12 protein-coding genes and 1 pseudogene are annotated in these 21,768 nt (G+C 72.0%); 4 read left to right on the top strand and 9 right to left on the bottom strand.

The window, feature by feature from the left end; genetic code table 11:
- Positions 1 to 557 precede the first annotated feature (557 nt).
- Positions 558 to 713 (bottom strand): annotated as a pseudogene (locus D6689_19435) (ferritin-like domain-containing protein).
- Between the two features lie 370 nt (positions 714 to 1,083).
- Between D6689_19435 and D6689_19430 the strand changes: the two are divergent.
- Positions 1,084 to 6,942, top strand: coding sequence for a hypothetical protein (locus D6689_19430; protein ID RMH38510.1), 5,859 nt, complete (start codon positions 1,084 to 1,086; stop codon positions 6,940 to 6,942).
- Between the two features lie 97 nt (positions 6,943 to 7,039).
- Here D6689_19430 and D6689_19425 read toward each other — a convergent pair whose 3' ends face one another.
- Positions 7,040 to 8,728, bottom strand: a complete 1,689-nt coding sequence (locus D6689_19425; protein ID RMH38509.1) for a hypothetical protein — start codon at positions 8,726 to 8,728, stop codon at positions 7,040 to 7,042.
- Positions 8,729 to 9,114: 386 nt separating this feature from the next.
- Positions 9,115 to 11,094 (bottom strand): hypothetical protein, encoded by a 1,980-nt coding sequence (locus tag D6689_19420; GenBank protein RMH38508.1) that lies wholly within the window; start codon positions 11,092 to 11,094, stop codon positions 9,115 to 9,117.
- A 152-nt stretch (positions 11,095 to 11,246) separates the two neighbouring features.
- On the opposite strand from D6689_19420, the gene D6689_19415 reads away from it, so the two are divergent.
- Positions 11,247 to 12,914, top strand: coding sequence for a hypothetical protein (locus D6689_19415; GenBank protein ID RMH38507.1), 1,668 nt, complete (start codon positions 11,247 to 11,249; stop codon positions 12,912 to 12,914).
- A 116-nt stretch (positions 12,915 to 13,030) separates the two neighbouring features.
- Positions 13,031 to 13,585, top strand: a complete 555-nt coding sequence (locus tag D6689_19410; GenBank protein RMH38506.1) for a hypothetical protein — start codon at positions 13,031 to 13,033, stop codon at positions 13,583 to 13,585.
- A 52-nt stretch (positions 13,586 to 13,637) separates the two neighbouring features.
- On the opposite strand, the gene D6689_19405 is transcribed toward D6689_19410, so the two are convergent.
- From D6689_19405 to D6689_19380, 6 genes are read right to left on the bottom strand one after another with little or no spacing between them, the layout of a single operon-like run.
- On the bottom strand, positions 13,638 to 14,870 hold the full coding sequence (locus tag D6689_19405; protein ID RMH38505.1) for an acyl-CoA dehydrogenase: 1,233 nt from the start codon (positions 14,868 to 14,870) through the stop codon (positions 13,638 to 13,640).
- Between the two features lie 23 nt (positions 14,871 to 14,893).
- A complete protein-coding gene (locus D6689_19400; GenBank protein RMH38504.1) occupies positions 14,894 to 16,177 on the bottom strand; it encodes an acetyl-CoA C-acyltransferase in 1,284 nt (427 codons plus the stop codon).
- A gap of 2 nt (positions 16,178 to 16,179) precedes the next feature.
- Positions 16,180 to 17,595, bottom strand: coding sequence for a 3-oxoacyl-ACP reductase (locus D6689_19395; GenBank protein RMH38503.1), 1,416 nt, complete (start codon positions 17,593 to 17,595; stop codon positions 16,180 to 16,182).
- Positions 17,592 to 18,536 carry a hypothetical protein gene (locus D6689_19390; protein ID RMH38502.1) on the bottom strand — a complete coding sequence of 315 codons (945 nt, stop codon included), beginning with the start codon at positions 18,534 to 18,536 and terminating at the stop codon, positions 17,592 to 17,594. Before D6689_19390 ends, D6689_19395 begins: the two co-directional genes overlap by 4 nt.
- A 31-nt stretch (positions 18,537 to 18,567) precedes the next feature.
- Complete coding sequence (locus tag D6689_19385) at positions 18,568 to 20,487, bottom strand: hypothetical protein (protein RMH38501.1); 1,920 nt, start codon at positions 20,485 to 20,487, stop codon at positions 18,568 to 18,570.
- Positions 20,488 to 20,498: 11 nt separating this feature from the next.
- Positions 20,499 to 21,137 (bottom strand): TetR/AcrR family transcriptional regulator, encoded by a 639-nt coding sequence (locus D6689_19380; protein ID RMH38500.1) that lies wholly within the window; start codon positions 21,135 to 21,137, stop codon positions 20,499 to 20,501.
- 195 nt (positions 21,138 to 21,332) lie between these two features.
- Here D6689_19380 and D6689_19375 point away from each other — a divergent pair.
- Positions 21,333 to 21,768: response regulator (locus tag D6689_19375; protein ID RMH38499.1), on the top strand; the 436-nt coding region annotated here is incomplete at its 3' end.

Here is a 21,768-nt window from a genome sequence, read left to right as displayed (position 1 = left end):
GTGCCGCCGCCGCCGCACGTCTCCGGCGCCGTGCACGTCCCGCACGTCCGCGTCCCGCCGCATCCGTCGGGAACGGTGCCGCAGGTGGCGTTGTAATCCTCGCAGGTCAACGGCGTGCACGACCCGCACCGGAAGGGAACGCCGCCGCCGCCGCACGTCTCCGGCGCCGTGCACGTCCCGCACGTCAGCGTCCCGCCGCACCCGTCGGGCGGCGAACCGCACGTGTCAGGCCCGAAGAAGTCTTCACACGCCATCGGCGTGCACGTACCGACTCCGCACACGTTCGGCGTGCCGCCGCCGCCGCACGTCTCCGGCGCCGTGCACGTCCCGCACTTAATCAGTTCGCCGCAACCGTTGTCGATCATGCCGCAGTTGAAGCCGAAGTCTTCACACGCCACCGCCGGCGTGCAGCCGCAGACGTTCGGCTCGCCGCCGCCGCCGCACGTCTCTGGCTCGGTGCACGTCCCGCACGAGATCGTGCCGCCGCACCCGTCGGGATAGTCGCCGCAGTCGAGCCCGGCGGGACAGTCGGTCAACGGCACGCAGCCGTCGACACCGCCCGCGTCCGGCGTCGTCCCGCCCGCATCGGGCGTCGTCCCGCCCGCGTCCGGCGTCGTCCCGCCCGCGTCCGGCGTCGTCGAGCCCGCGTCCGGCGTCGTCGAGCCCGCGTCCGGCGTCGCCGAGCCCGCGTCCGGCGTCGCCGAGCCCGCGTCGCTGCCGGCCGCCGCGTCCGCCGTCGTTGTATCGTCATCGTCGTCGCCGCCGCCGCCGCACGCCGTCACCCAGGAAAGCCCCACAGTCAGGGCGAGCGCGAGCCGCCCCCCTCGTACGCATCGCATGTGACCATCATGTAAGCTGGCCGCGGCGCGTGTCAATACTCGCATCGACCGGCGGCGACGGCACACGGGGCGAGGCGTGTGTCCGCGTTCCCACCTCGCGGTGTCCGTGCGGCGTGGAACGTCGCTTCCGGGCCGCGGATCGGTGGGGTACCATCGACTGACTTCGGGGGAACGGTCCGGCGAGCGACGGCGACGCGCTTCGGGGCGAGCGGTGGCATGCGCGGGTCGAGACGCAGGAGGAACCATGCAACACCGCGCTTTCGCCGCCGCACTCGCGGCCTCGATCGCCACCGTCACGGCCGCCACCGGCGCGGCCGCCGCGGCACCGGCGACCTACGCCTACGACGACGCCGGCCGGCTCGTGCTCGAGGTCAACGGGAACATCCGCATCGCCTACCGGTACGACGACGCCGGCAACTTCGTCGGCCAGACCGCGTGCGTGGCCGACTGCTACATCGACGACACGTGCTACACGGCGGGCGACGCCAACCCCACCAACGCGTGCGAAATCTGCGATCCGAGCGCGAGCGCCGACGCGTTCACGCCGCTGCCCGACGGCGCCGCGTGCGACGACGGCGACGCGTGCACCGCCGGTGAGACGTGCGGTCCCGACGGCTGCACGGGCGGCGAGCCGGTCGCGTGCGCGGACCCGGGGCCGTGTCAGGCACCCGGTACGTGCAACCCGGACAGCGGCGAGTGCGAGTACGCGCCCGCGCCCGACGGCACCCCGTGCGAGGGCGGCGTGTGCGCCGGCGGCGCCTGCGACACCGGCGGCGGCGGCGGCGATGGCGGAGGAGGCGGCGGCTGCGGCTGTCGCGCCACCGGCAGCCGCGGCGGGACCGCGCCGTGGTGGGCGGCGCTGGCGATCGCCGCGCTGATCGCGATCCGGCTGCGGCGCCGCGGCGCCGGCTGGGCGGCGCTGGCCGCGCTCGTGCTCGCCGCCGGCAGCAGGACCGCGCGCGCCGAGACCGTCTGCACCGACGGGTCGTGCGACTACACGACCATCGGAGAGGCGCTGCTGGACACGCCGACCGGCGCGACCATCGTCGTCAAGCCCGGGGTCTACCGCGAGAGCAACCTCACCCTGCGCCACCGCGTGCTCACCGCCGAGAACCCCGAGGACCCGAGCGCCGTCACGATCGACGCCGAGGGCAACGGGTTCGTATTCCGGACCGTCGCCAACGCCGTGATCCGAGGCGTCACGATTCGCGGCGGCAGCGCGCCCCTCGACGCCGGCGGCGGCGCGCGCATCGAAGGTCCCGGCGCCACGACGTTTCAGCGCGTGGTGTTCGAGGGCAACCACAGCGGTCGCACCGGCGGCGCGCTGCACGTCGTGGGCGGCGCCGTCTTCATCGACGACTGCGTGTTTCGCGACAACACGGCCGACCGAGGCGGCGGCGCGATGAGCGACAGCGCGTCGTCGCGACTGGTCATCACGCGCAGCCGGTTCGAGAACAACCGCGTCGTGTTCCCGACGTCGTTCGCATTCGGCGGGGCCGTCGCCGCGGGCGCCACCATCGAGATCTTCGACACCGAGTTCATCGGCAACAGTGTGGCCACCGGCGGCTTCGACAACGGCGGCGCGCTGCACCTGCCGGGAGCGGCCACGATCGTGCGGTCCACCTTCACCGGCAACTCCGTGGGCGGCGCCGGCGGCGGCGGCGGCGGCGCGATCTACGCGGGCAACGTGACATCGCTGCCGCGCGGCATCGCGCTGGTCGACGTCACGATGGCCGGCAACTCGGCGACCCGGGGCGGCGGACTGTACATCTCGGTGTCGCCGGGCCTGAGCGTGCACGTCGAGGGCGGCAGCATCACCGGCAACATGGCCGAGGCGGTCGGCGACGGCGGCGGCATCTACTGCGCGCACCCGGCCGGGCTCGTGTCGATGACCGCCGCGCTGTCGGGCAACACGGTCGACGACCACGCCGGCTGCGACGCACCGTGCACGGCCGGCGAGACGCGCGCGTGCGACACCGGCGAACCGGGCGTGTGCGCGCCCGGGACGCAAACCTGCCAGGCCAGCGGGTTCTGGGGAACGTGCGAGCCGGACGTCGCGGACCAGCCGCCCGAAGCGGATTGCGCCGACGACGCCGACGGCGACTGCGACGGCCTCGACGACGCGTCCGATCCCGACTGCCGCCCGATCGGCCTCACGACGCAGGGGCAGGTCGGCGAGACCGGCGGCCGGCGCGGCGACCCGGTGTCGACATTCACCGGCGAGCTGTTCCGCGACGAGGCGCCGGACCTCGTCCTTCACGGCCCCGGAGCACCGGCGTTCGCGCGCTACTACGCGTCGGGGCTCGACGCGCTCGGGCGCAGCGGCCGGCTCGGGCGCAACTGGCGTCACCGCTACGAGTGGACGCTCACCGAGAGCGCCGGCGCCGTCACCGTGATCGACCCGCGCGGTCGCGCGATCGCGTTCGCGCGCGCCGGCGGCGTGTGGCAGCTCGACGAGACTACCGACATCCCGTTCGCGCTCGCGGACGGCATCGGCGCCGACTACGAGCTCTACGATCCGCGCGACGGACGCTTGTATGCGTTTTCGGCCGGCGCCCTCATCGCGATCGTGGACCGCAACGGCAACCGAACCGACCTGTCCTACAATGGCGCCGACCTCGCGCTCGTGACCGGGCCGTACGGCGACCAGCTCGCGCTCACCTACGACGGCGCCGGGCTGCTCGCAGCCGTGTCCGACGGCGTGCGCACCGTGGCGTTCGGCCACAGCGGCGCCGACCTCGTGACCGTCACCGACGCCGCCGGCGCGACCACGACGTACGCCTACGCGGCCGGCGGCCTGCTCACGTCGGTCACGGCGCCCGACGGCGACGTGGTCGTCGCGCAGACCTTCGACGGCAGCGGTCGAGTGGCGTCCCAGGCGATCGGACCGGACGGCAGCGGCACGATCAGCTACGACAGCGCGACGCAGCGGACGATGACCGACCCGGCCGGGCGCACGTCGCGCCACATCTACGACGAACGCGGCCGGCTGCTGCGCATCGAGTGGGAAGACGGCTCGATCTGGGATCTCGACTACGACGCCGACGGCCGCCGCGCCGGCGTGACCTATCCGACCGGCCGCGGGCACGTCGTGTCGCGCGCGCCCGGTTCGCCGGCGATCGTGGCGTGGACCTCGCCGGTCGGCGCGACGGCCACGGCCGCCACCGGGCTGTTGCCGATCGGACGCGCCCTCGAGACGGCGGTGACCGCGATCGCGTGGCCCGACGGCACGACCGAGACCTACGAGTACGACGCGGCCGGCAACGTGGTCGCGCGCGTCGATCGCGGCGGCGGCACGACCACCTGGACGTACGACGACCGCGGCCTGCGCACGAGCACGACCACGCCGCTGGGCGGGACGTGGACGTTCACCTACGACGCCTCCGGCAATCTCACCGCGATCGCCGACCCCGACGGCCGCACCGTCTCCTACGGCTACGACGCCCTCGACCGCCCCACGACGACGACGTACCCCAACGGCGCAACCGAGTCGCGCACCTACGACGCCCGCGACCGGGTCGTGTCGTTCACCGACTCGCGCGGCGGCGTGACCGCGTACGGATACGACGCCGCCGGCGACCTCGTGTCGATCACCGATCCCGAGGGCAACACGTCGACGATGACGTGGGACGCCGCCGGGCGGCTCGCGTCGCACACCGACGCGCGCGGCCATACCGAGTCGGTCACCTACGACAGCGCTGGTCGCGCCGTGGCGCAGACCGATCGCGCCGGCGCCACGTCGGCGACCGAGTACGACGCCGCCGGCCGGATCACCGCGGTCGTCGACGCCAACGGCAACCGGTGGACGTTCGCCTACACGCCCGACGGCCAGCTCGAGTCCGTCGGCGATCCGCTCGGCAACGCGACCGTGTATGCGTACGACGCGCGCGGTCTGCTCGCCAGCATCACCGACGAGCTCGGCGGCGTGACGATGCGGACCTACGACGACATCGGTCGCCTCACCCGGAGCGTCGACCCGCGCGGAGGCGCGACGACCATCGCGTACGACAACACCGACCGCATCGCCTCGATCACCGCGCCCGGCGGCGTGACCGCCAGTTACGAATACGACCTCGCCGGCAACCTCACCGCGATCACCGATCCCGCCGGCGAGCGGTGGACCTTCTCCTACGACGCGACCGGCCTGCTCGTGTCGCGCACCGATCCGCTCGGCAACGCGACGGCGATCGAGTACGACGACATGGCGTGGCCGTCGCGCTACACGCTGCCCGGCGGGCTCGGCACCGTCGCGATCTCCTACGACGCGGCCGGCAACATCGTCGCGCAGGACTACAGCGACGGCACCTCGCTGGCCTACGTCTACGACGGCCGAGACCTGCTCGTCGGCGGCAACGGCGTCACCCTGTCGCGCGACGAAAACGGCGACATCGTCGCGTGCAACGGCGTGATCATGACGCGCGACCCGGAGGGCCGCATCGCCACGATGGAAGTCGCCGCCGGCAAGACCGTCACCTACACCTACGACGCCGCGGGCAACCTCGTCGCCATCGACGACTGGCTCGGCAACCGCACGGAGATGGACTACGACGCCGCGGGCCAGCGCATCGCGATCCGGCGACCCAACGGCGTGGACACCGCGATCGGCTACGACGCGCGGCGCCACGTGGTGTCGGTGGACACGACGCGCGGCGCCGACGTCGTCGGCGCGATTGCGCTCACCCGCGACGCGCTCGGCGACGTCGTCGCGGCCCAGCGGGACGTGCCGGCCGCGCCCGTCGCGCCGCCCGCCGGCGTGTCGCTCACGATCGGCGGCGCCTCGCAGGTCGCCGAGATGACCTACGACGCCCTCGGGCGGGTCACCGACGACGGCGTGCTGTCGTATACGTGGGTCGGCCCCGACCTGCTCGCGTCGTACTCGGACGGGACCGATACCGTGTCCTTCGAGTACGACGGGCTCATGCGCGTCGTCGCGCGCACGGACGCTGGCGGCGCGCGCGAGGAGTACGTGTGGAACTACGGCACGCTCGAGCCGTCGATCGCCGTTATCCGCCGCGACGGCGCCGACTGGCGCTACTACGTGCGCGCCGACGACGGCGCGCTGCTCTACAGCGTGGACGCCGCGACCGACGACGTTCGCTTCTACCACTTCGACGAGGTCGGCAACGTCCTCTTCGTGACCGACGCCGCCGGCTCCGTCGTGCAGCGCTATGCCTACAGTGCGTTCGGCGAGCTGCTCGGCGAAGACGGCGGGCTCGACAACCCGTTTACCTACGCGGGGCGCTACAGCGCGCTGCGCGAAGGCGACACCGGGCTGTACCGCATGGGCCGGCGCGTCTACGACAGTCGGTCCAAGCGGTTCTTGTCGCGCGAGCCGGTCGCCGCCCGCGACTACCCCACCGACGTCACCCCATACGTCTACGCGCGCTCCAATCCGCTGCGCTACGCCGACTGGATGGGCGAGGCGCCGGCCGACATGCGGCGCCGCTCGCCGGCCCCGGCCGGCCTGAAGGCCGGACTCAAGACGTTCAAAGCAACCAAGTTCGCCGTGGAGAGGGTCGCCGGCAAGCGGATCAAGCAGGCGCGGCGCGTGGTCGACCGGGCCGAGCGCCTCGCGCGCAGCGCGCGGGTGTGGAACCAACCGGTTCCCGCCGCCGTGCAGCGAACACTCGACAGCCGCTCGCTGCGCGCGCTGCGCAGGGTGGGCCAAACCCTCGACGATCTCGGCTCGGTCGCCAAGGTCGCCGGCTACGGCGTCGCCCTGAAAGAAAAGGGGTTCGCGCGCGCCACCGGGGAGTTGGTCGTCACCGACCTCGCCAAAAAGCGCTTCGGGACGAGGGGGGCGTCGGTCGTCGGCGTCGGCGTCGCCGCGTACGACACGTACCAGGCGGTGAACAAGGTGCAGGCGCGACTGCGCAAGCTACAGCAAGCCAACATCGACAGCATGTACGCGCGCCAGGACTTGCTGCTCGAAATGTGGCGCGCCAAGCTGATCACCGAGGCCGAGTTCCTGCGCATGCGCGCCGAGGTCATGGAGTCGTTCGACCTCGAGCGCCGCGGCACGATGTGGGCAGGACTCGCCGACATCGGCGTCGAGAGCCTCAAGGGCCTCCAGAACATGCTCATGAAGTGGATCGGCCTGTGACCCGATGCGCAGCGGGCGTCGCCGGAATCGGCGACCTCGCGGACGCTGCGCCGCGCCGGCGAGACCGTGCGGACCGGCCGGCGGACGCGCTGGGCCCCTACTGGCCGTCGAGCGCGCGGTCGGCGTCGACCATCACCTGATCGACGACGCGCAGGTATGCGGCGCCGGCGACCACGCTCTGCTCGAGGGCATTCAGGTCGGCGCGGCGGTCCATCGTCTCATCGCGCATCCAATCGCGCCGAGTGCGCAGTTCGCGCAACCAGGACGTACGATCCATGCCCTCCGGGCATGCGTTCGAAGGTGCGGCTACGCGGTCCCCGAGGTCGGGGGGGATGATGACCTGCACGCACTCGGTGATCTCCGCGCGGAGCGCTGCGATGCGGGCTTCCGCATCGGCCTCGAAGCGGTCGACTCGCCCGCGCTCCTCGTCGATCGCGTGGCCCACCGATGCGGCCATCTCGCGCGCCCGATGCGCGTAGCGACTCATCGTGGCGAACGCCGAGCCGGTGCCGTACTTGCGCTCCAACGACGCCAGCCCTTCGAGCGCGTCGATCGCCGCCGTGGTGGTCGCGTCCAGCTGCGCCCGCGTCTCATTGACCGCGTCGATTGCCGCCGACAACCGGGTGCGCGCGGCATGCAAGCGCACGCGCGCCCGTTCCGACGCCACGGAGTTCAACTCGTCGGTGACCCGGTCGAGTTGCCGGCTGACCTCGTCGAGGTTGTCGCGGTCGGGCCACCGCGCCATGCGCTTGATGAGCACGTCGGCCGCCACGTCGATCAGACCGGTGAGTTTTTCAGCCTTTCGGGTGACCGCCAACTCGATCAGGTGCTTCGCGACGCCGAACAGGTGTTTCAGCGTTTCGCCCCGCTCCTTGATGCGCTTTTCGATTTCGGCTTGGACCGCCTCCAGGTCGCTCTTTTTGATCCCGAGTTCGGTTGCCAACGCGTCGAGTTCTGCCGCGAGCGCGTCGTCGCGCGCGGCCGCCAGATCTTTCATCACCTTGGGCAAACGGTGCTCGATGAGGGCGCGCGTCTGCTCGCGCGCCTGCCGATAGCGGTTGATCAATTCGTGTGTCTCGTCGGACTTGCGCATGAGGCGCTGCGCGGCGGTCGCGATCGCCGGCCCGCGAAGCGCCTCCACATCGGCCCCGAACGTGCGCACGACCTCGACCATCGCGTCGACCGCCCCGCGGAGTTCGCGGCCATCGACGAGCTCCCACGGCCACTCCATCTCCGGCAGCGTCGGCGGGTACACTGTGAGTTCCGGCCCGCAACGCTCGCCCGTCACACATGGCCTGTCTTGGTCGTTTAGCGGCACGAGCTCACTACCGAGGAGACCGCGCCCGCGATACGCGGGGCTGCCGGTGACCTCGCGCTCGAACTCGCGCACGGCACTGTCAGGGCGGGCGGCCGCTCCGCCGCGATCGCGCCAGGACGCGCCGCTGGCTGCCGACCGCGGGCCGCCCACCTGCGCTCGCAACATGGCATCGCGCGCGCGCCGGGCATCCTCGGCCGATGCGAATCTCGACCGCTTGGCCGCCTTGTACAGCGCATATTCTGCGCCGTGCCGCTGAATGCCCGGGCGGCGATTGCGCCGGGCGATCACGTCATACAGTTCGTCGACGTCGTCGCCGGCCAGGATGCCGTCGGCCTTGCCGTCGAGGCGGTCGACCTGGTCGACGTCGATCCCCTCCGCTTGCAGCGCCGCCCGCAGGTCGGAGCCTGGGCCGAGATCGATGCCGTGGCGAAAGGTGCGAACGAACTGGTCGCGGGTGATCGCGGTCATGGAACGTATCCTCGCTTGTCCAGATGGTTACCGTCGTCGTCCCCCTGTATCGGCCCGGCCGCGGCCCGGTTGCGTCCGCCGGCGCACAATTTCGCGGCGCCGGGCGATCTGCGCGGTGCGCACCGCGTCGCGCTCACATCGAAAGCCGGTGGCACGGAGTCCACGGTGCGGATCGCACCGTCCACTCGACGCACGCCTGGCGGATGCGCCCCGGGAGGCTGTCGCGCGGACGCGCGCCGGCGCGGTTGCGACGCGGGCGGCGAGGTGGGCCGCGCGCCTACGGCGCCCGACGGCGAGTGCCCCGTACGGTGCCGAAGGCGCGCGGGCCTCCGCCGAAGATTGCCCGCCGATCGCGACCGCATCCGGCGGCTATGTGCAACAGCCACCTAGTCGCACGCGCCGGTGGCGCAGACGCACGGGGCCGGGGCGCCGTCGAGCTTGCACTCGTTGACGACCTCGCGGAAGTCGAAGAAGTGCGTCACCTGGCGCTGCACGGCGGCGCGCTCGTTGACGTCCGAGTGCGTGCCGTTGTCCTCGTCGGGCGCGACGTTGGTGTCGGGCGGCAGCGGCTCGACGCCCTCGTCGTAGATCGTCAGGCCGTTTTCCGCCGGGGCCTGCTCCTCGACGAGGCCGTACGGCACCATCAGCGACGGCCCGCACACGGGCAGCTTCAGCGACCGGGCGAGCGTCCAACTCGCGGCGTTGTTGACCAGCGTGTCGCCGATCGTCGCGTAGACGAGCAATTGCTTGGGCGACGAGCCGGGCAGCGGGTCCGCGATGACGCGGTGGGCCGTCGCGATCGGGTCGATCTTCTCGAACGCCCAGCCCATCAACGCGATGTTCTGCTGGTAGTCGAACGGGTTGCGATCGTAGGCGCCCTTCATCGCGACGCGCAGCGGCGGCCACGCGAGGGAGCGCTCGTACAGCAGGGACCACGGCCCGCCAGCGACGCCGAGCACGCCGAGTTCGATGTCCGGTTCGTACGACATGTAGACGCCGCCCATGATGCCGCCGAGCGACGCGCCGTAGTAGTAGACCCGCTCCGGGTCGATGATTTCGGCGCCGTCGACCTTGAACTCGTCGGAGGTGCGGAAGGGCCCGCGCACGATGCGCGCGAGCGCGATGAAGTTGATGATCGACTGTTGCAGCTTCTCCGAAATGCCGGCGCCCTTGTTGAGGTCGTTCATCGCGTAGGCCACCGCCGCGACCTGGCGGTCCGTGAGGCCGATGAAGTCGCCGCCGACGATCACCACGCAGTTGTCCTGTGCGACCTGTTGCAGGAAGCGGTCGTCGATGTAGTCCTGCGCGTTGCCGAACAACCCGTGCCCGAAGACGATCACCGGCACGGGCAACTCCGCGGTCTGGACGCACTGCGGGATGACGGCCGAGAAGTTGGCCTCGCCCATGCCCACCAGCTCCGGCGCGCCCGTGTCGTCGCGCGCGAGGACCGACGCATCGCGCTCGCCGTCGGTGAGGAACATCGGCACCTCGTAGGTGCCGGTCAACAGCCGGTACACGCGTTCCGGCGCCGACACGGGCAGTTCGGTCGCGTCGAACGACAGGTTCTGTCCCTGGTCGCCGATGAGCGGCAGTGCCGCGTCGCGCATCGTCAGGTTGTCGAACGTGATGCTGTCGTCGGACGCGGTGACGAAGTCCCACGCGAGGACGAGGTCGTCGCGCGGGACGCCGTCGGCCTCGAGCGCCGCGAAGATCGCGTCGTAGCGCGGCGCGAGCTTGGCCATCAGCGGGTGGTCGAACGACTCGCCGGCGACGAGCGCCGCGAACGCCGGCGGAATCGGCAGCGGCGATCCGTCGGCGGCCTTGACCGACTGGCGGATGGCCACCGCGTAGCGCGCACCGGGCGCGAGCCGTTCGAGCGGACGTATGATCAGCGCGCGCTCCTCGGGGTGCTCGGCGTTCATGTCGGGCTCGGCGAAGACGAGCGCGCGCTCGCCGGTGTCCATGTTCAGGACCACGATCGGCGAGTCGGGCGCCAGCGACGCTTCCGGCGCGCGGTGCGTCGGCAAGCCGTCGGCGGACACGCCGGTGTCGAACGCGGCCAACATTGGAGCGGCGACGCCGAAGCCGTCAAACCGGTTCCACGGCGCCGGGTCGATCGCGATGTCGTCGATGTTGACCGGCATCGCGTCCGGCGGCAGGTCCACCCGCAGGCCGGTCGCGGTCGTGGGATCTTCGCGCAGGTACGCGGCGCTCGGCCACGGCATCATGCACGCGACGCCGGCGCCGAGCGGGTTGCACGCCGCGGGGATGTCCGACCCCCCGCCGTCGTCGCCGCCGCAGCCGGCGGACACTGCGATCGCCGCCGCGGCGGCCGTTCGCATCCAACGAGTCGAACACAACATCATGAGCACCCCTCCCGGTCTGCGGTCCGAAGGGTACCACCGCCGATACGGCTATTGGCACGGAAATTGGGCTCCCGAATTGGAGCCCCGGTGGCCCGCGCGCCCCCCAAAACCCCGATCCCACGGGCGGCCGGGTGCGCTATGCTTGCGGTGCAGTGCACACGGGTCGCGCGCGGATCGCGCCGGGAGTCGCCGCCGCCGCCGCCGCATGGCTGGCCGGCTGCACGGGCACGATCACCGATCCGTGTGACCCCGCGGCCACCAACGCGGCACCGGAAGCGCCGGCGATCCTCGCGCCCGGGCTCGGCGCGATCGACGCGCCGCCGGACGCGCTGGCGATCGCGACGTCGGCGTTCGCCGACGCGGACCCGACCGACCGCCACGCCGCCACCGAGATCGAAATTTGGGCGGTGGAGGCCGGCGAGCCGGTGGCGCGCGTGTGGCACAGCTACCAGACCGATCCGGCCCGCCTCACCTCGGTGACGCTCGCCGACGGCGCGTTCGACGCCGCCGTGACGTCGCTCAGCCCGGCGCGCGACTATGCGGTGCGCGCCCGCTACAAGGACACCAGCGGCGCGTGCGAGCCGTGGAGCGACTGGAGCCCGTGGCGCCGATTCCGAACCGACGACGGCAGCGCCTATTGGTTCGACCCCGACCGCATCGTGGACGTCTACATCGACTTGTCGCCGGAGAGCTGGGCCGCCATCGACGCCGAGGCGACGCCGCCGGACTGCGTGCCGTACGAGCGCCACTACTACCCGGGCACCGTACGGGTCGACGACCAGGTGTTCGACGGTGCGGGCGTGCGCGCCAAGGGCGGCTGCGGATCGGCGCGCCACCTCGACGGCAAGCCCGGCTGGAAGATCCACCTGGCGTGGGACGACCCGGCGGTGCCCGGCTGCCCCGAGTCGCGCCGCCTGCACGGGCAAAAGCGGCTCACGCTCAACAACATGGTGCAGGATCCGACGTTCCTGCACGAGCGGCTCGGCTACGCGCTGTACCGGGCGCTCGGCTTGCCGGCGCCGCGCGCTCAATACGTGCGCGTGTTCGTCAACGGCGAGCCGTGGGGGCTGTACCTGCACGTCGAGTCGATCGATCGCCGGTTCTTGCGGCGGCGGTCGATCCAGTTCGCGAGCCACGCGGGCATGTTGTACGAGGGCACGTACTGGTGCGACCTCGAGCCGGACAACGTGCCGCCGAGCCCCGACGAAGACGACGGCTACTGCTTCAGCGCCAAGTTCGACGACGACGAGTGCAGCGACCCGCCCGACGGCGGGGACCCGCTCGACTACACGCCGTTGGCGAAGCTCGTGGCCGACGTGCAGGCGCTGCCCGAGGGCGAGTTCTACCCGGCCATCGAGGCGTACGTGGACTTCGACCGGCTGCTGCGCCAGTGGGCGGCCGACGCGATCATCGCGCACTGGGACTCGTACACCTACGAGATCCAGAACAACTATCGCCTCTATCACGACCCGGCGACGGATCGGTGGTCGATCATTCAAACGGGCCTGGACCAGACGTTCGCCCGCCGCGACTTCGACCCGTTCGCGGTCGACGGCCTGCTGGCGCGCAGGTGCATGCAAGAGGCCGACTGCGCCGCGGCGTTCGCGGCGACGCTGCGCGAGGCGGTCGACGTGTTCGAGCAGCTCGACCTCGCGGCGGTCGCGGAGCAGGTCGAGGCGCAGATCGACCCGTACGTCGCCGAGGACCCGCGCAAGGAGGTCGACCTCGACACGTTCCGGTCCCGCGCCGACAGGCTGCGGGAGTGGATCCGCGCGCGGCCCGACGCGGTGCGCGGCGCGCTGGCGGCGCGCGGGCTGTAGGGCGGCGGGGCCGCCGGAATCCGCGACGGCCGTGAGCCGTCCGCGGCCGCCCGAGACACTACGGACACGCCATGGTCGAACGTTGCGGTCGAAACCGCCATTCACGGTCTTCTGCAGTGGGCCGCGCCGCGCTCGCGCTCGCGGTCGCCACCGCCTTGGCGGCGTGCGGCGACGAACCGAGCGAGGTCGGAAATGCGGCCGATGCCGCCGGTCCCGCCGCCGACGCCAACGCGAATGCGCCCGACGGCGGCGCCGGCGGCGCACCGGACGCCGGGCGCGGATCGGGCGACGCCGGCGGCGGGGGCGGCTCGGCGGACGCGGGCAGCGGGTCGGCGCCGGACGCCGGGGCCGGCGAGATCGCGTGCGGCATGACGACCTGCACCGCCCCGGACGTGTGCTGCGTGTCCACCGGCGGCCCCGGCGGCGTGTCCACCACCTGCACCGCGCCGGATGCGTGCTCCGGCGGGACCGTCGCGTGCGACGGCCCCGAGGACTGCGCCGACGGGCAGTCGTGCTGCGGGGGGTTCGGCGGGACGGCCGAGTGCCGCGCGCCGGGAGCCGGCTGCCAGTTCGAGGTGTGCCACACGGCGGCCGACTGCACGACCGCCGGTCAGATGTGCTGCGACTTCGGCGTCGGCGCGTCGGTCTGTTCGCCGAGCTGCGGGTTCTGACCCGCCGGCCGCGCGGCGCCGCGTCGAGCCCACGGCGCCGGCGCCGCGCCGCTCACTCGGCGAGCAGCGCCCGCGCGATGTGCGTGACCTGAATCTCGTCGGTGCCGCCGTAGATCTGCAGCACCTTCGCGTCGCGCGCGAGCTGCTCGACGCGGTATTCGGCCATGTAGCCGTTGCCGCCGAACAGCTGCACGGCTTCCATCGCCACCTCGGTCGCCGCCTGCGCGGCGTACAGCTTGCACGCCGACGCCTCGGCCAGGGTCATCGACCGGCCGTCGCCGGCCATCTCGATCTGCTTGAACACGAGGTTCTCGACGTTCTGGCGCGCGACCTCCATCTTGGCCAGCTTGAGCTGGATCAGCTGGAAGTCACCGATCGGCCGGCCGAACTGCACGCGTTCCTTCGCGTACTGCACGCACAGGTCGAGACAGCGCTCGATGATCCCCAACGCCATCGCGGCGACGCCGGTGCGCTCGGCAGTGAACGTCTCCTTGGCGCCGGCGCGGCCGGCGGCGCGGTCCTCGCTCTCGCCGAGCAATCGGTCGCGCCCGACCCGCACGTCCTCGAGGAACAGCTCGCCGGTCGGCGACGCGTGCAGCCCCATCTTGCGCAGCGGTTTGGACCGCGAAAGCCCCGGCGTGTCGCCGTCGACGACGAACGACACGATCTTGCGGTCCTTCGGGGCGTTCCCCTCGTCGAGCTTGCAGATGAACACGATGATGTCGGCATACGGGCCGTTCGTGATGAACGTCTTCGACCCGTTGAGCACGTAGCCGTCGCCGTCGCGCCGCGCCGTCGAACGCATGGCGCCGAACGCATCGGAGCCCGAGCCCGGCTCCGTGATCGCCCACGCGCCGATTTTTTCGAGCGTGAGCAGCGGCAGCGCCCACCGCTCCTTCTGCGCGATCGTCCCGCGCGACAGGATCGCGTTGGCGGTGAGGCCCATGCTCACGCCGAGCGCGGTCACCATCCCCGGGCTGTACCGGCACAGTTCGACGATCGGGATCATGCGCATCGCCGCCATCATCCGCGCCTCGTCCGGATCGCGCGGCTTGCGCTCGGGCGGCGCCTGCCCGGCCTGTTGCGCGCGCTCCCGTTCGATCTGCGCGCGGAACTGCGCCCGCGCCATGTCCGGCAGCCCGAAGGTGGCGGCGAACTTGCGCAGCACGTCGTACGGCGGCTCGCCGTCGTGCTCCCACCGATCGAGGTTCGGCGCGATCTCGGCCTCGATGAACCGCCGCACCATCTGGCGGATCTGCCGCTGCTGTTCGTTCCACTCGTACATGGCGTCCCCCCGCTGGTCGTCGCCTACACGCGCTCGAGCACCGCCGCCGCGCCGAGCCCGCCCGCGGCGCAGATACCGAGCAGCGCCGTCCGCTTGTCGGCCTCGTGCAGTTCGTTGGCCATCGTCGTGACCATGCGCGCGCCGGTCGCGCCGAACGGGTGGCCCAGCGCGATCGAACCGCCGTGCACGTTGAGCCGCTCCGGGTCGACCTCGCCGACGGCGCGTTCGCGGCCGAGGCGAACGCGCGCGAACGCATCGCTCGCGAGCATCTTGAGCACGCTGAGCACCTGCGCCGCGAACGCCTCGTGGATGTCGACCAGGTCGACGTCCGCCAGGCTCATGCCGGCGCGGTCGAGCGCCATCGGCATGGCGATCGCCGGCCCCATCAGCAACTGGTCCGCGGGGTCGACGCCGACGTACGCCCAACTGGCGAATCGCGCCAGCGGCCGGTAGCCGAGCGCCCGCGCCTTGTCCTCGCTCATCAGCAGCACGGCCGCCGCGCCGTCGGTGAGCGGGCTCGAGTTGCCCGCGGTAAGCGTGCCGTCGGCGGCGAACACCGGCCGCAACCGCGCGAGCTTGTCGACGCTGGTGTCGGCGCGCACGATCGTGTCGGCGTGGACCCACTTGCCCGACGGCGTCTGCACCGGCACGACCTCCTTGCGCAGCCGGCCCGACGCGATCGCGGCGGCCGCGCGGTGGTGCGAGCGCACCGCGAACGCGTCCTGCGCCTCGCGTGAGATCTCGTTGCGCCGCGCCATCTCCTCGGCCGCCTCGCCCATGACCTGGCCGGTGCTGCGCTCGGCGATCTTGGGCATCTTGGGCAGGATGTCGCGAATCGGCACGAGTTGAGCCAACACGCCGAGCACGTCCGCCGGCGTCGCCTTGCCGAACGCGACCGGAGCGAGCGCGTGGACCACCTTCTGCGGCAATTTGATCTCCGCGTTGCTCGTCGAGTCGGAGCCGCCCGCGATCACCACGTCCGCCTCGCCGCGCTCGATCGCCGCGGCCGCCAGCGTGATCGCCTGCAACCCCGACGCGCACGCCCGCGTGCACGTCATCCCCTCGACGCGCGGCGGCAGCTTGAGGTCGAGCGCGACCTCGCGCGCGACGTTGGGCGCCATGCCCGGAAGGATCACGCCGCCCCACACGACGCTGTCGATCTCGCGCCGCGGCACGTCGAGCCGGTCGACCAAGGCCGCGACCGCCGCGTCCGCCAGCGCGATCGTGTCCATCTCCATGAATTCGGCGAACGCCTTGACGAACGGTGTGCGGACGCCGCCGACAACGACTGCTTTGCGCGCTGCCATCGTTACGCTCCGATGAACGCGCCGCCGCACACGCGCAGGACGCCGCCGGTGATCCCGGCGGCGCCGGGCAAGGCCAGGAACGTGATCGCCTCGCCGACGTCCTGCGGCAGCCCGCCCTGCCCGAGCGCGCTCAACCGCCGGCCGACCTCGCGAATCATCACCGGGATCGCCCGCGTGAGGCGCGTCTCGATGAAACCCGGCGCGATCGCGTTGACGGTGATGCCGCGCTTGGCGAGCGCCGACGCCTGGTGGTCGACGAACCCGATGATGCCCGCCTTGGACGCGGCGTAGTTGGTCTGGCCGACGTTGCCGGCGATGCCGGCGACCGACGACAGGCACACGATGCGGCCGTCGTCGCGCAGCACGTCGTCGACCAGCGCGTCGGTGATGCGCAATACGGCTCGCAGGTTGATGTCGATCGCCTGGTCCCACAGGTCGGGGGCCATGTTGGCAATCGTCTTGTCGCGCGTGACACCCGCGTTGTGAACGACGATGTCGACGCCGCCGTGTTGCTGCCGCAAGTGGTCCGCGATCCGCGCCGGCGCGTCGTCGGCCGACACGTCGACCAGCAGCACCGAGCCGCCGATGTCGCGCGCGACCTGGCTCGCGAGCTGGTCGTCGGCCGGTCGGTCGAGGCAGACGACGTGGGCGCCCTCGGCCGCCAGCAGCCGCGCGGTCGCCTCGCCGATACCGCGCGCCGCGCCGGTCACGAGCGCGACCTTGCCGTCGAGGGCGTGCACCGTGTCCAGCGGCGCCTTCTGCTTGGCGCGCGCCGTCACCCGGATCGGCTGCCCGGTGATGAACGCCGACCGCGGCGACAACACGAACCGCAACACCGGATCGAGCCGCGATTCGGCGTTCTTGTCGACGCGGATAAGGTTGGCGGTCGACCCGCGCTTGCCGATCTCCTTGGCGAGACTGCGCACGAACCCGTCGACCGCCGCCTGCGCCGCCGCCTCGGGGGCCGACTTCGCCGTGCTCGGGTCGCGACCGAGCACGACCGCGCGGCTGCTCGTTCCGAGCTTGCGGACGAGCGGGTGGAAGAAGTCGTACAGCGCGCGCAGGCCTTCGGGCGCATCGATGCCGGTCGCGTCGAACACCAGCGCGTGGAAGGTCTGCCCGTCGGCGTCGACGGCCAGCGGATGGGCCGGCCGGCCGTACGCCTCGCCGGGCTCACGGTACGCCGACAGGTCGCCGGCGACGAACGGGTTGGCGCCGGCGCTGCACAGCGACTGCGCAAGCGCGCGCGCCAGCGCACCGTCGCCGCCGACCGCGACGTCGTAGTCGTGCAGCGGCCGCTCCTCCCACGGCTGCGTCGACCGCCGCAGCGGCTGCGGCATCGGGATCGGCAGACCGAGGGACCGAATCAACTTGCGCGCGCGCGGGTTGCGTCCGAGGTCGAGAAGGAAGTCGCTCATCGTTTCGCTCCGTTCGTGGGGGTGGGGATCGGATCGCCGACCGTGAAGGTCGCCGTCAGGTATGCGGCGCCGCCGGGCGCGTCGCCGACGTACGCGGCGTCGCCGTCGACGTACAGGCCGACGCGCGCGGGCAGCACCAGCGGCCGCGTGAACTTGCAGTCGAACGCGCGCAACCGGGTCACGTCGCCGGCCAACAGGCCGCGGTGGATGCCCTCGATCGCGCGCGCCATGGTCGAAAACCCGTGCAAAATGGTCGACCGGAACCCGAACGCCTTGGCGTACGGCCGCAGCCAGTGCACCGGGTTGAAGTCGCCGGTGAGCGCCGCGAACGCGAGCCCGGCGTCGGCGGGGATGTGCCAGTACGCCAGTTCCTGTGCCGTCTCGGGGACGCGCGGCTTGTCCTTCTTCGGTCGCGGCGCCGGCGGCTGGGCGCCGTCGCCGGGCTTGCCGCCGAGCGGCACGATCGCGTACAGGTGGCCGACGACCGCCTCCGGCACGTCGCGCGTGCCGGTCACGACTCGCTGGTGGAGCACGGCGCGCCGGCCGTCGTCGTCGATGTCCTCGAGCCGTGCCGACACCTCGAGCGGCTCGCCCGCCGGCAACGGCGCGCGGATCTCCATCCGGCAGCCGCCGTTGAGCACGCGCGCGAGCGGATACGGCACGCCGGCGAGCGTGCGCGCCGCCAGCGGGAAGCCCCACTGCGGCCACATGTGCGCCGGCACCACGCCGCGGTACGCCGCCGGGTCGCCGCCGACGTGGCGCACGTAGTCGCGCACCAGCGACGCCGGGCGCGGCCGGATCGTCTTTCGCACTTCGGGGCCGGGCAGCGCCGGCGGCCCGGCCGCCGCGCCGCGGTCCCGGCCGAGCGCCGCGCGGGCCGCCGTCCGCACGAGCGATGCGACGACCGGCCCCTGCCACACGACATGCTTCATCAACGCCATCGGATGCCTCCTCGCGCCGTGCGCGCGTCCGTCACTGCGCCGCTTCCCGCGCGTCGCCGGCTGCCGACGGCACCGGCGCCGCCGTGCGCGCGGCGATCTCATCGGCCAGGTAGCGCGCGCGCGGCTCGGCGCGGTCGAGATACCGCTCGAGCACGTCGCGGCGGTCCGGATGCGCCTTGGCCTGCGCCAGCAACACCTCGGCGATCGCCTCGTCGGCGAGCAGGCGCGTGAGCCGTTCGGCGTGAAACAGCGCGTACGAGAAGTCGCGCTTCGGATTCCAGTTGCCGGCCAGCGCCTTCGGCCACTGGCCGACGGGCCGGCCGCGCAGCGACCGCAGCTTGTCGGCGGCCGTGCGGGCGATGAGCTGGCGCTGGACTCCGAGCGACACGAGCTGCAACCGCGCCACCCGCCGCTCGAGCGCGTCCCGCGCCGACATCGCTCGCCACCGCGTCTGCGCGGTGCGCGCGACGAAGCCCTGCGGATCTTTGAGGATGCCGCCGAGCGTGTCCTTCATCGCCATCAGCGCCTGGATCTGGCTGGTGCCCTCGTAGATCGGCATGACCATCGCGTCGCGCAGCAGCTTCTCGGCGCCGTACTCTTTCATGTAGCCGTTGCCGCCGTGGATCTGCACGCAGCGGCGCGCCATCTCCACCGCCTTCTCCGCGGCGAGGTACTTCAGAAGCGGCGTCATGCGCCGCGCCTGGCGCTTGTGCGCGCGGATCGTCCGGCGCAGGCGCTGGCGCGCGACGTCGTCGGCCGGCGGCTCGAGCCGCTCGCGGAGCTGCTCCTTTTGCGCCATTTCCTCGTGAAACGCGCAGTGCATCGCGAGTGCGCGCAGCCCCTGGATGTCGGTGCGCATCTCGTCGAGGTAGTCGGCGATCATCTCGTGGCGGTCGATCGTCTTGCCCATCGACGGGCGTTCGGCCGCGTAGTCGCGCGCGAGCCGGTACGCCGCCTCGCACAACCCGATCGACTCGAACCCGACGCCGATGCGCGCGTTGTTCATCAGCAGCAACATCTGCTTGAACCCCTCGCCGCGCTGGCCGATGAGCTGTGCCGGCGTTCGATCGAACGTGAGCGCCGCCGTCACCGAGCCGTGGTGGCCGAGCTTCTCCTCGACCCGATCGATGGACCCGTACCAGGTGCGGGTGCCGTCGGGGTTGTCGTCGTAGAGCTTGACGAGGAAGAACGACAGGCCGCCGAGGCCCGCGAACGGGTCGGCCGGGTCGGCCGCGTCCTCGGTGCGCGCGATGACGAAGTGGTACTTGCCGTGGCCGGAGGTGATGAAGATCTTCTGGCCCGTGACGGTCCAGTTGCCGTCCGCGTCCTGCTCGCCCTTGGCGCGCAGCGCCGCCATGTCGCTGCCGGCGTCCGGCTCGGTGATGTCCATGCAGCCCCACGCCTCGCCGCGCGCGATCTCGGCGATCGCGTCGGCGAACCGCGTCTTGGTGATCTGCAACGTGTCGCGGTCGAACTCGGTCGTGCCCTCTTGCACCGAGAACATCAGCATCGCCATCGCGATGCCGCCGTGGAAGCCGTGGTGCGCCATCACCGACACGTCCGCGCGGGCGAACAGCTCGCTGTTGATGTAGTACAGCAGCATCGGCGCGTTCATCCCGCCGAGTTCGCGAGGCAAACACATCCCGTGCAGGTCGAGCTGGGCGATCTTGGCGAAGATGTCGTCGAATGCCTTGGGCGCGATCACACGACCGTCGTCGCCGAGACGGACCGCCTCGCGATCGATTGCGGCGGCGTGCGGCGCGACCTCCTCGGCGACGAACTCGCCGACCATCTCGGCGATGTCGCCGTAGAATTCGACCGCCTCGGCCGCATTGCGGTGGCCGTCCGGCGCGCGCCAGTCCAGCTCCGTGATCTTCGCCAGCGGCTCCCAGTCGATGCCGCGCTCGAAGTAAAACTGCAGGTCTTCGTTGTCCTTGAAATAGTTGGCCATCGAACGTTCTCCTACTTCCCGGCGCGCTCGCCGGTGTCGGGTCGAAACAGGCTCACCTTCGCGACGCGCAGCGCCTCGGCGATGAGCGCGTCGCGCGCGCCCGCCGGCTCCGGGCCGAGCGCGCGCATCGTGTCCATCGTTGCGACGGTCGCCAGCACCGCGTTCATGCACACGGCGACGTAGGCCTCCGGGTACACGTCCGCGTGGACCGTGCCCTGCGCCTGGCCCTTGCGAATGTAGTCGCAGATCACGGACACCCACGGCCGGACGTGCCGGTCGATCAGCTCGCCCATCTCGTCGGGCCGGTCGAGCACCTCGCGCAGCAGCACGCGGGCGCGGTCCGGGTTGTCGGCGAGGAAGCGCAGCGTCTCGTCCACGACCGCGGCGAACTGGCCCTCCGGCGAGGTCGCGGCCATCAGCAGCCGCGGCAGCACGTCGTTCCACCGATCGAGAAGCTCGGCGAGTACCGCGCGGCGCAGGTCGTCCTTCGACCGGAAGTGGTACAGCAGCGCCGCCTTGGTGACGCCCACCTCGCCCGCGATGTCCGCCAGCGACGCGCCGTCGAACCCGCGCGCCGCAAACAGGCGGGTCGCCGCGCGCAGGATGCGCTCGCGCACGTCGGCGGTGGGGTGGGAGTCGGGCGCGTCCATGACTTACCGATCGGTCAACACGCACTTACCAATCGGTAGGTCACATGTCAAGCCCTTTTCGACGCAGCGCGGCAATCCCGGGATGGTCGCGCGTTTAGGTGCCTTGCGCCGCTTCGCGGCCGCCCGCTCCGGCGTTGCCGGGCGTTCGCGCGGCCGTCGCGCCGGCGTCACGCGGTGCGTGCTATGCACCGGGCCATGCCCCGGCGGATCCTCGTGGTCGACGACGAACCGGATCTGGTCGCGACGCTCGCCTACAACCTCGAGCGCCAGGGGTACGACGTGGCGACGGCCTCCACCGGCAGCGCGGCGCTGGCGGCGGCGCGCCGCGATCCGGCGCCCGACCTGGTGCTCCTCGATCTGATGTTGCCCGACCTGCCGGGAACCGACGTGTGCCGCGCCCTGAGAGCGGACCCCCGCACGGCGCACATCCCGATCGTCATGCTGACCGCCAAGGGCGACGAGATCGACCGCGTCGTCGGCTTCGAACTCGGCGCGGACGACTACGTGGTCAAGCCGTTCAGCGTGCGGGAGCTGATGCTGCGCGTCCGCGCCGTGCTCCACCGCGCACGACGCGGCGCGGCCGACGGCGGCTCGGCGTCGACGTTTGGTTGCCTGCGCATCGACCGGGAGG

The organism is Deltaproteobacteria bacterium (assembly GCA_003696105.1).
Taxonomy (GTDB): domain Bacteria; phylum Myxococcota_A; class Polyangia; order Haliangiales; family J016; genus J016.
Note: the sequence above shows the minus strand (reverse complement) of the source record. Positions and strands in the feature narration are given on the sequence as shown.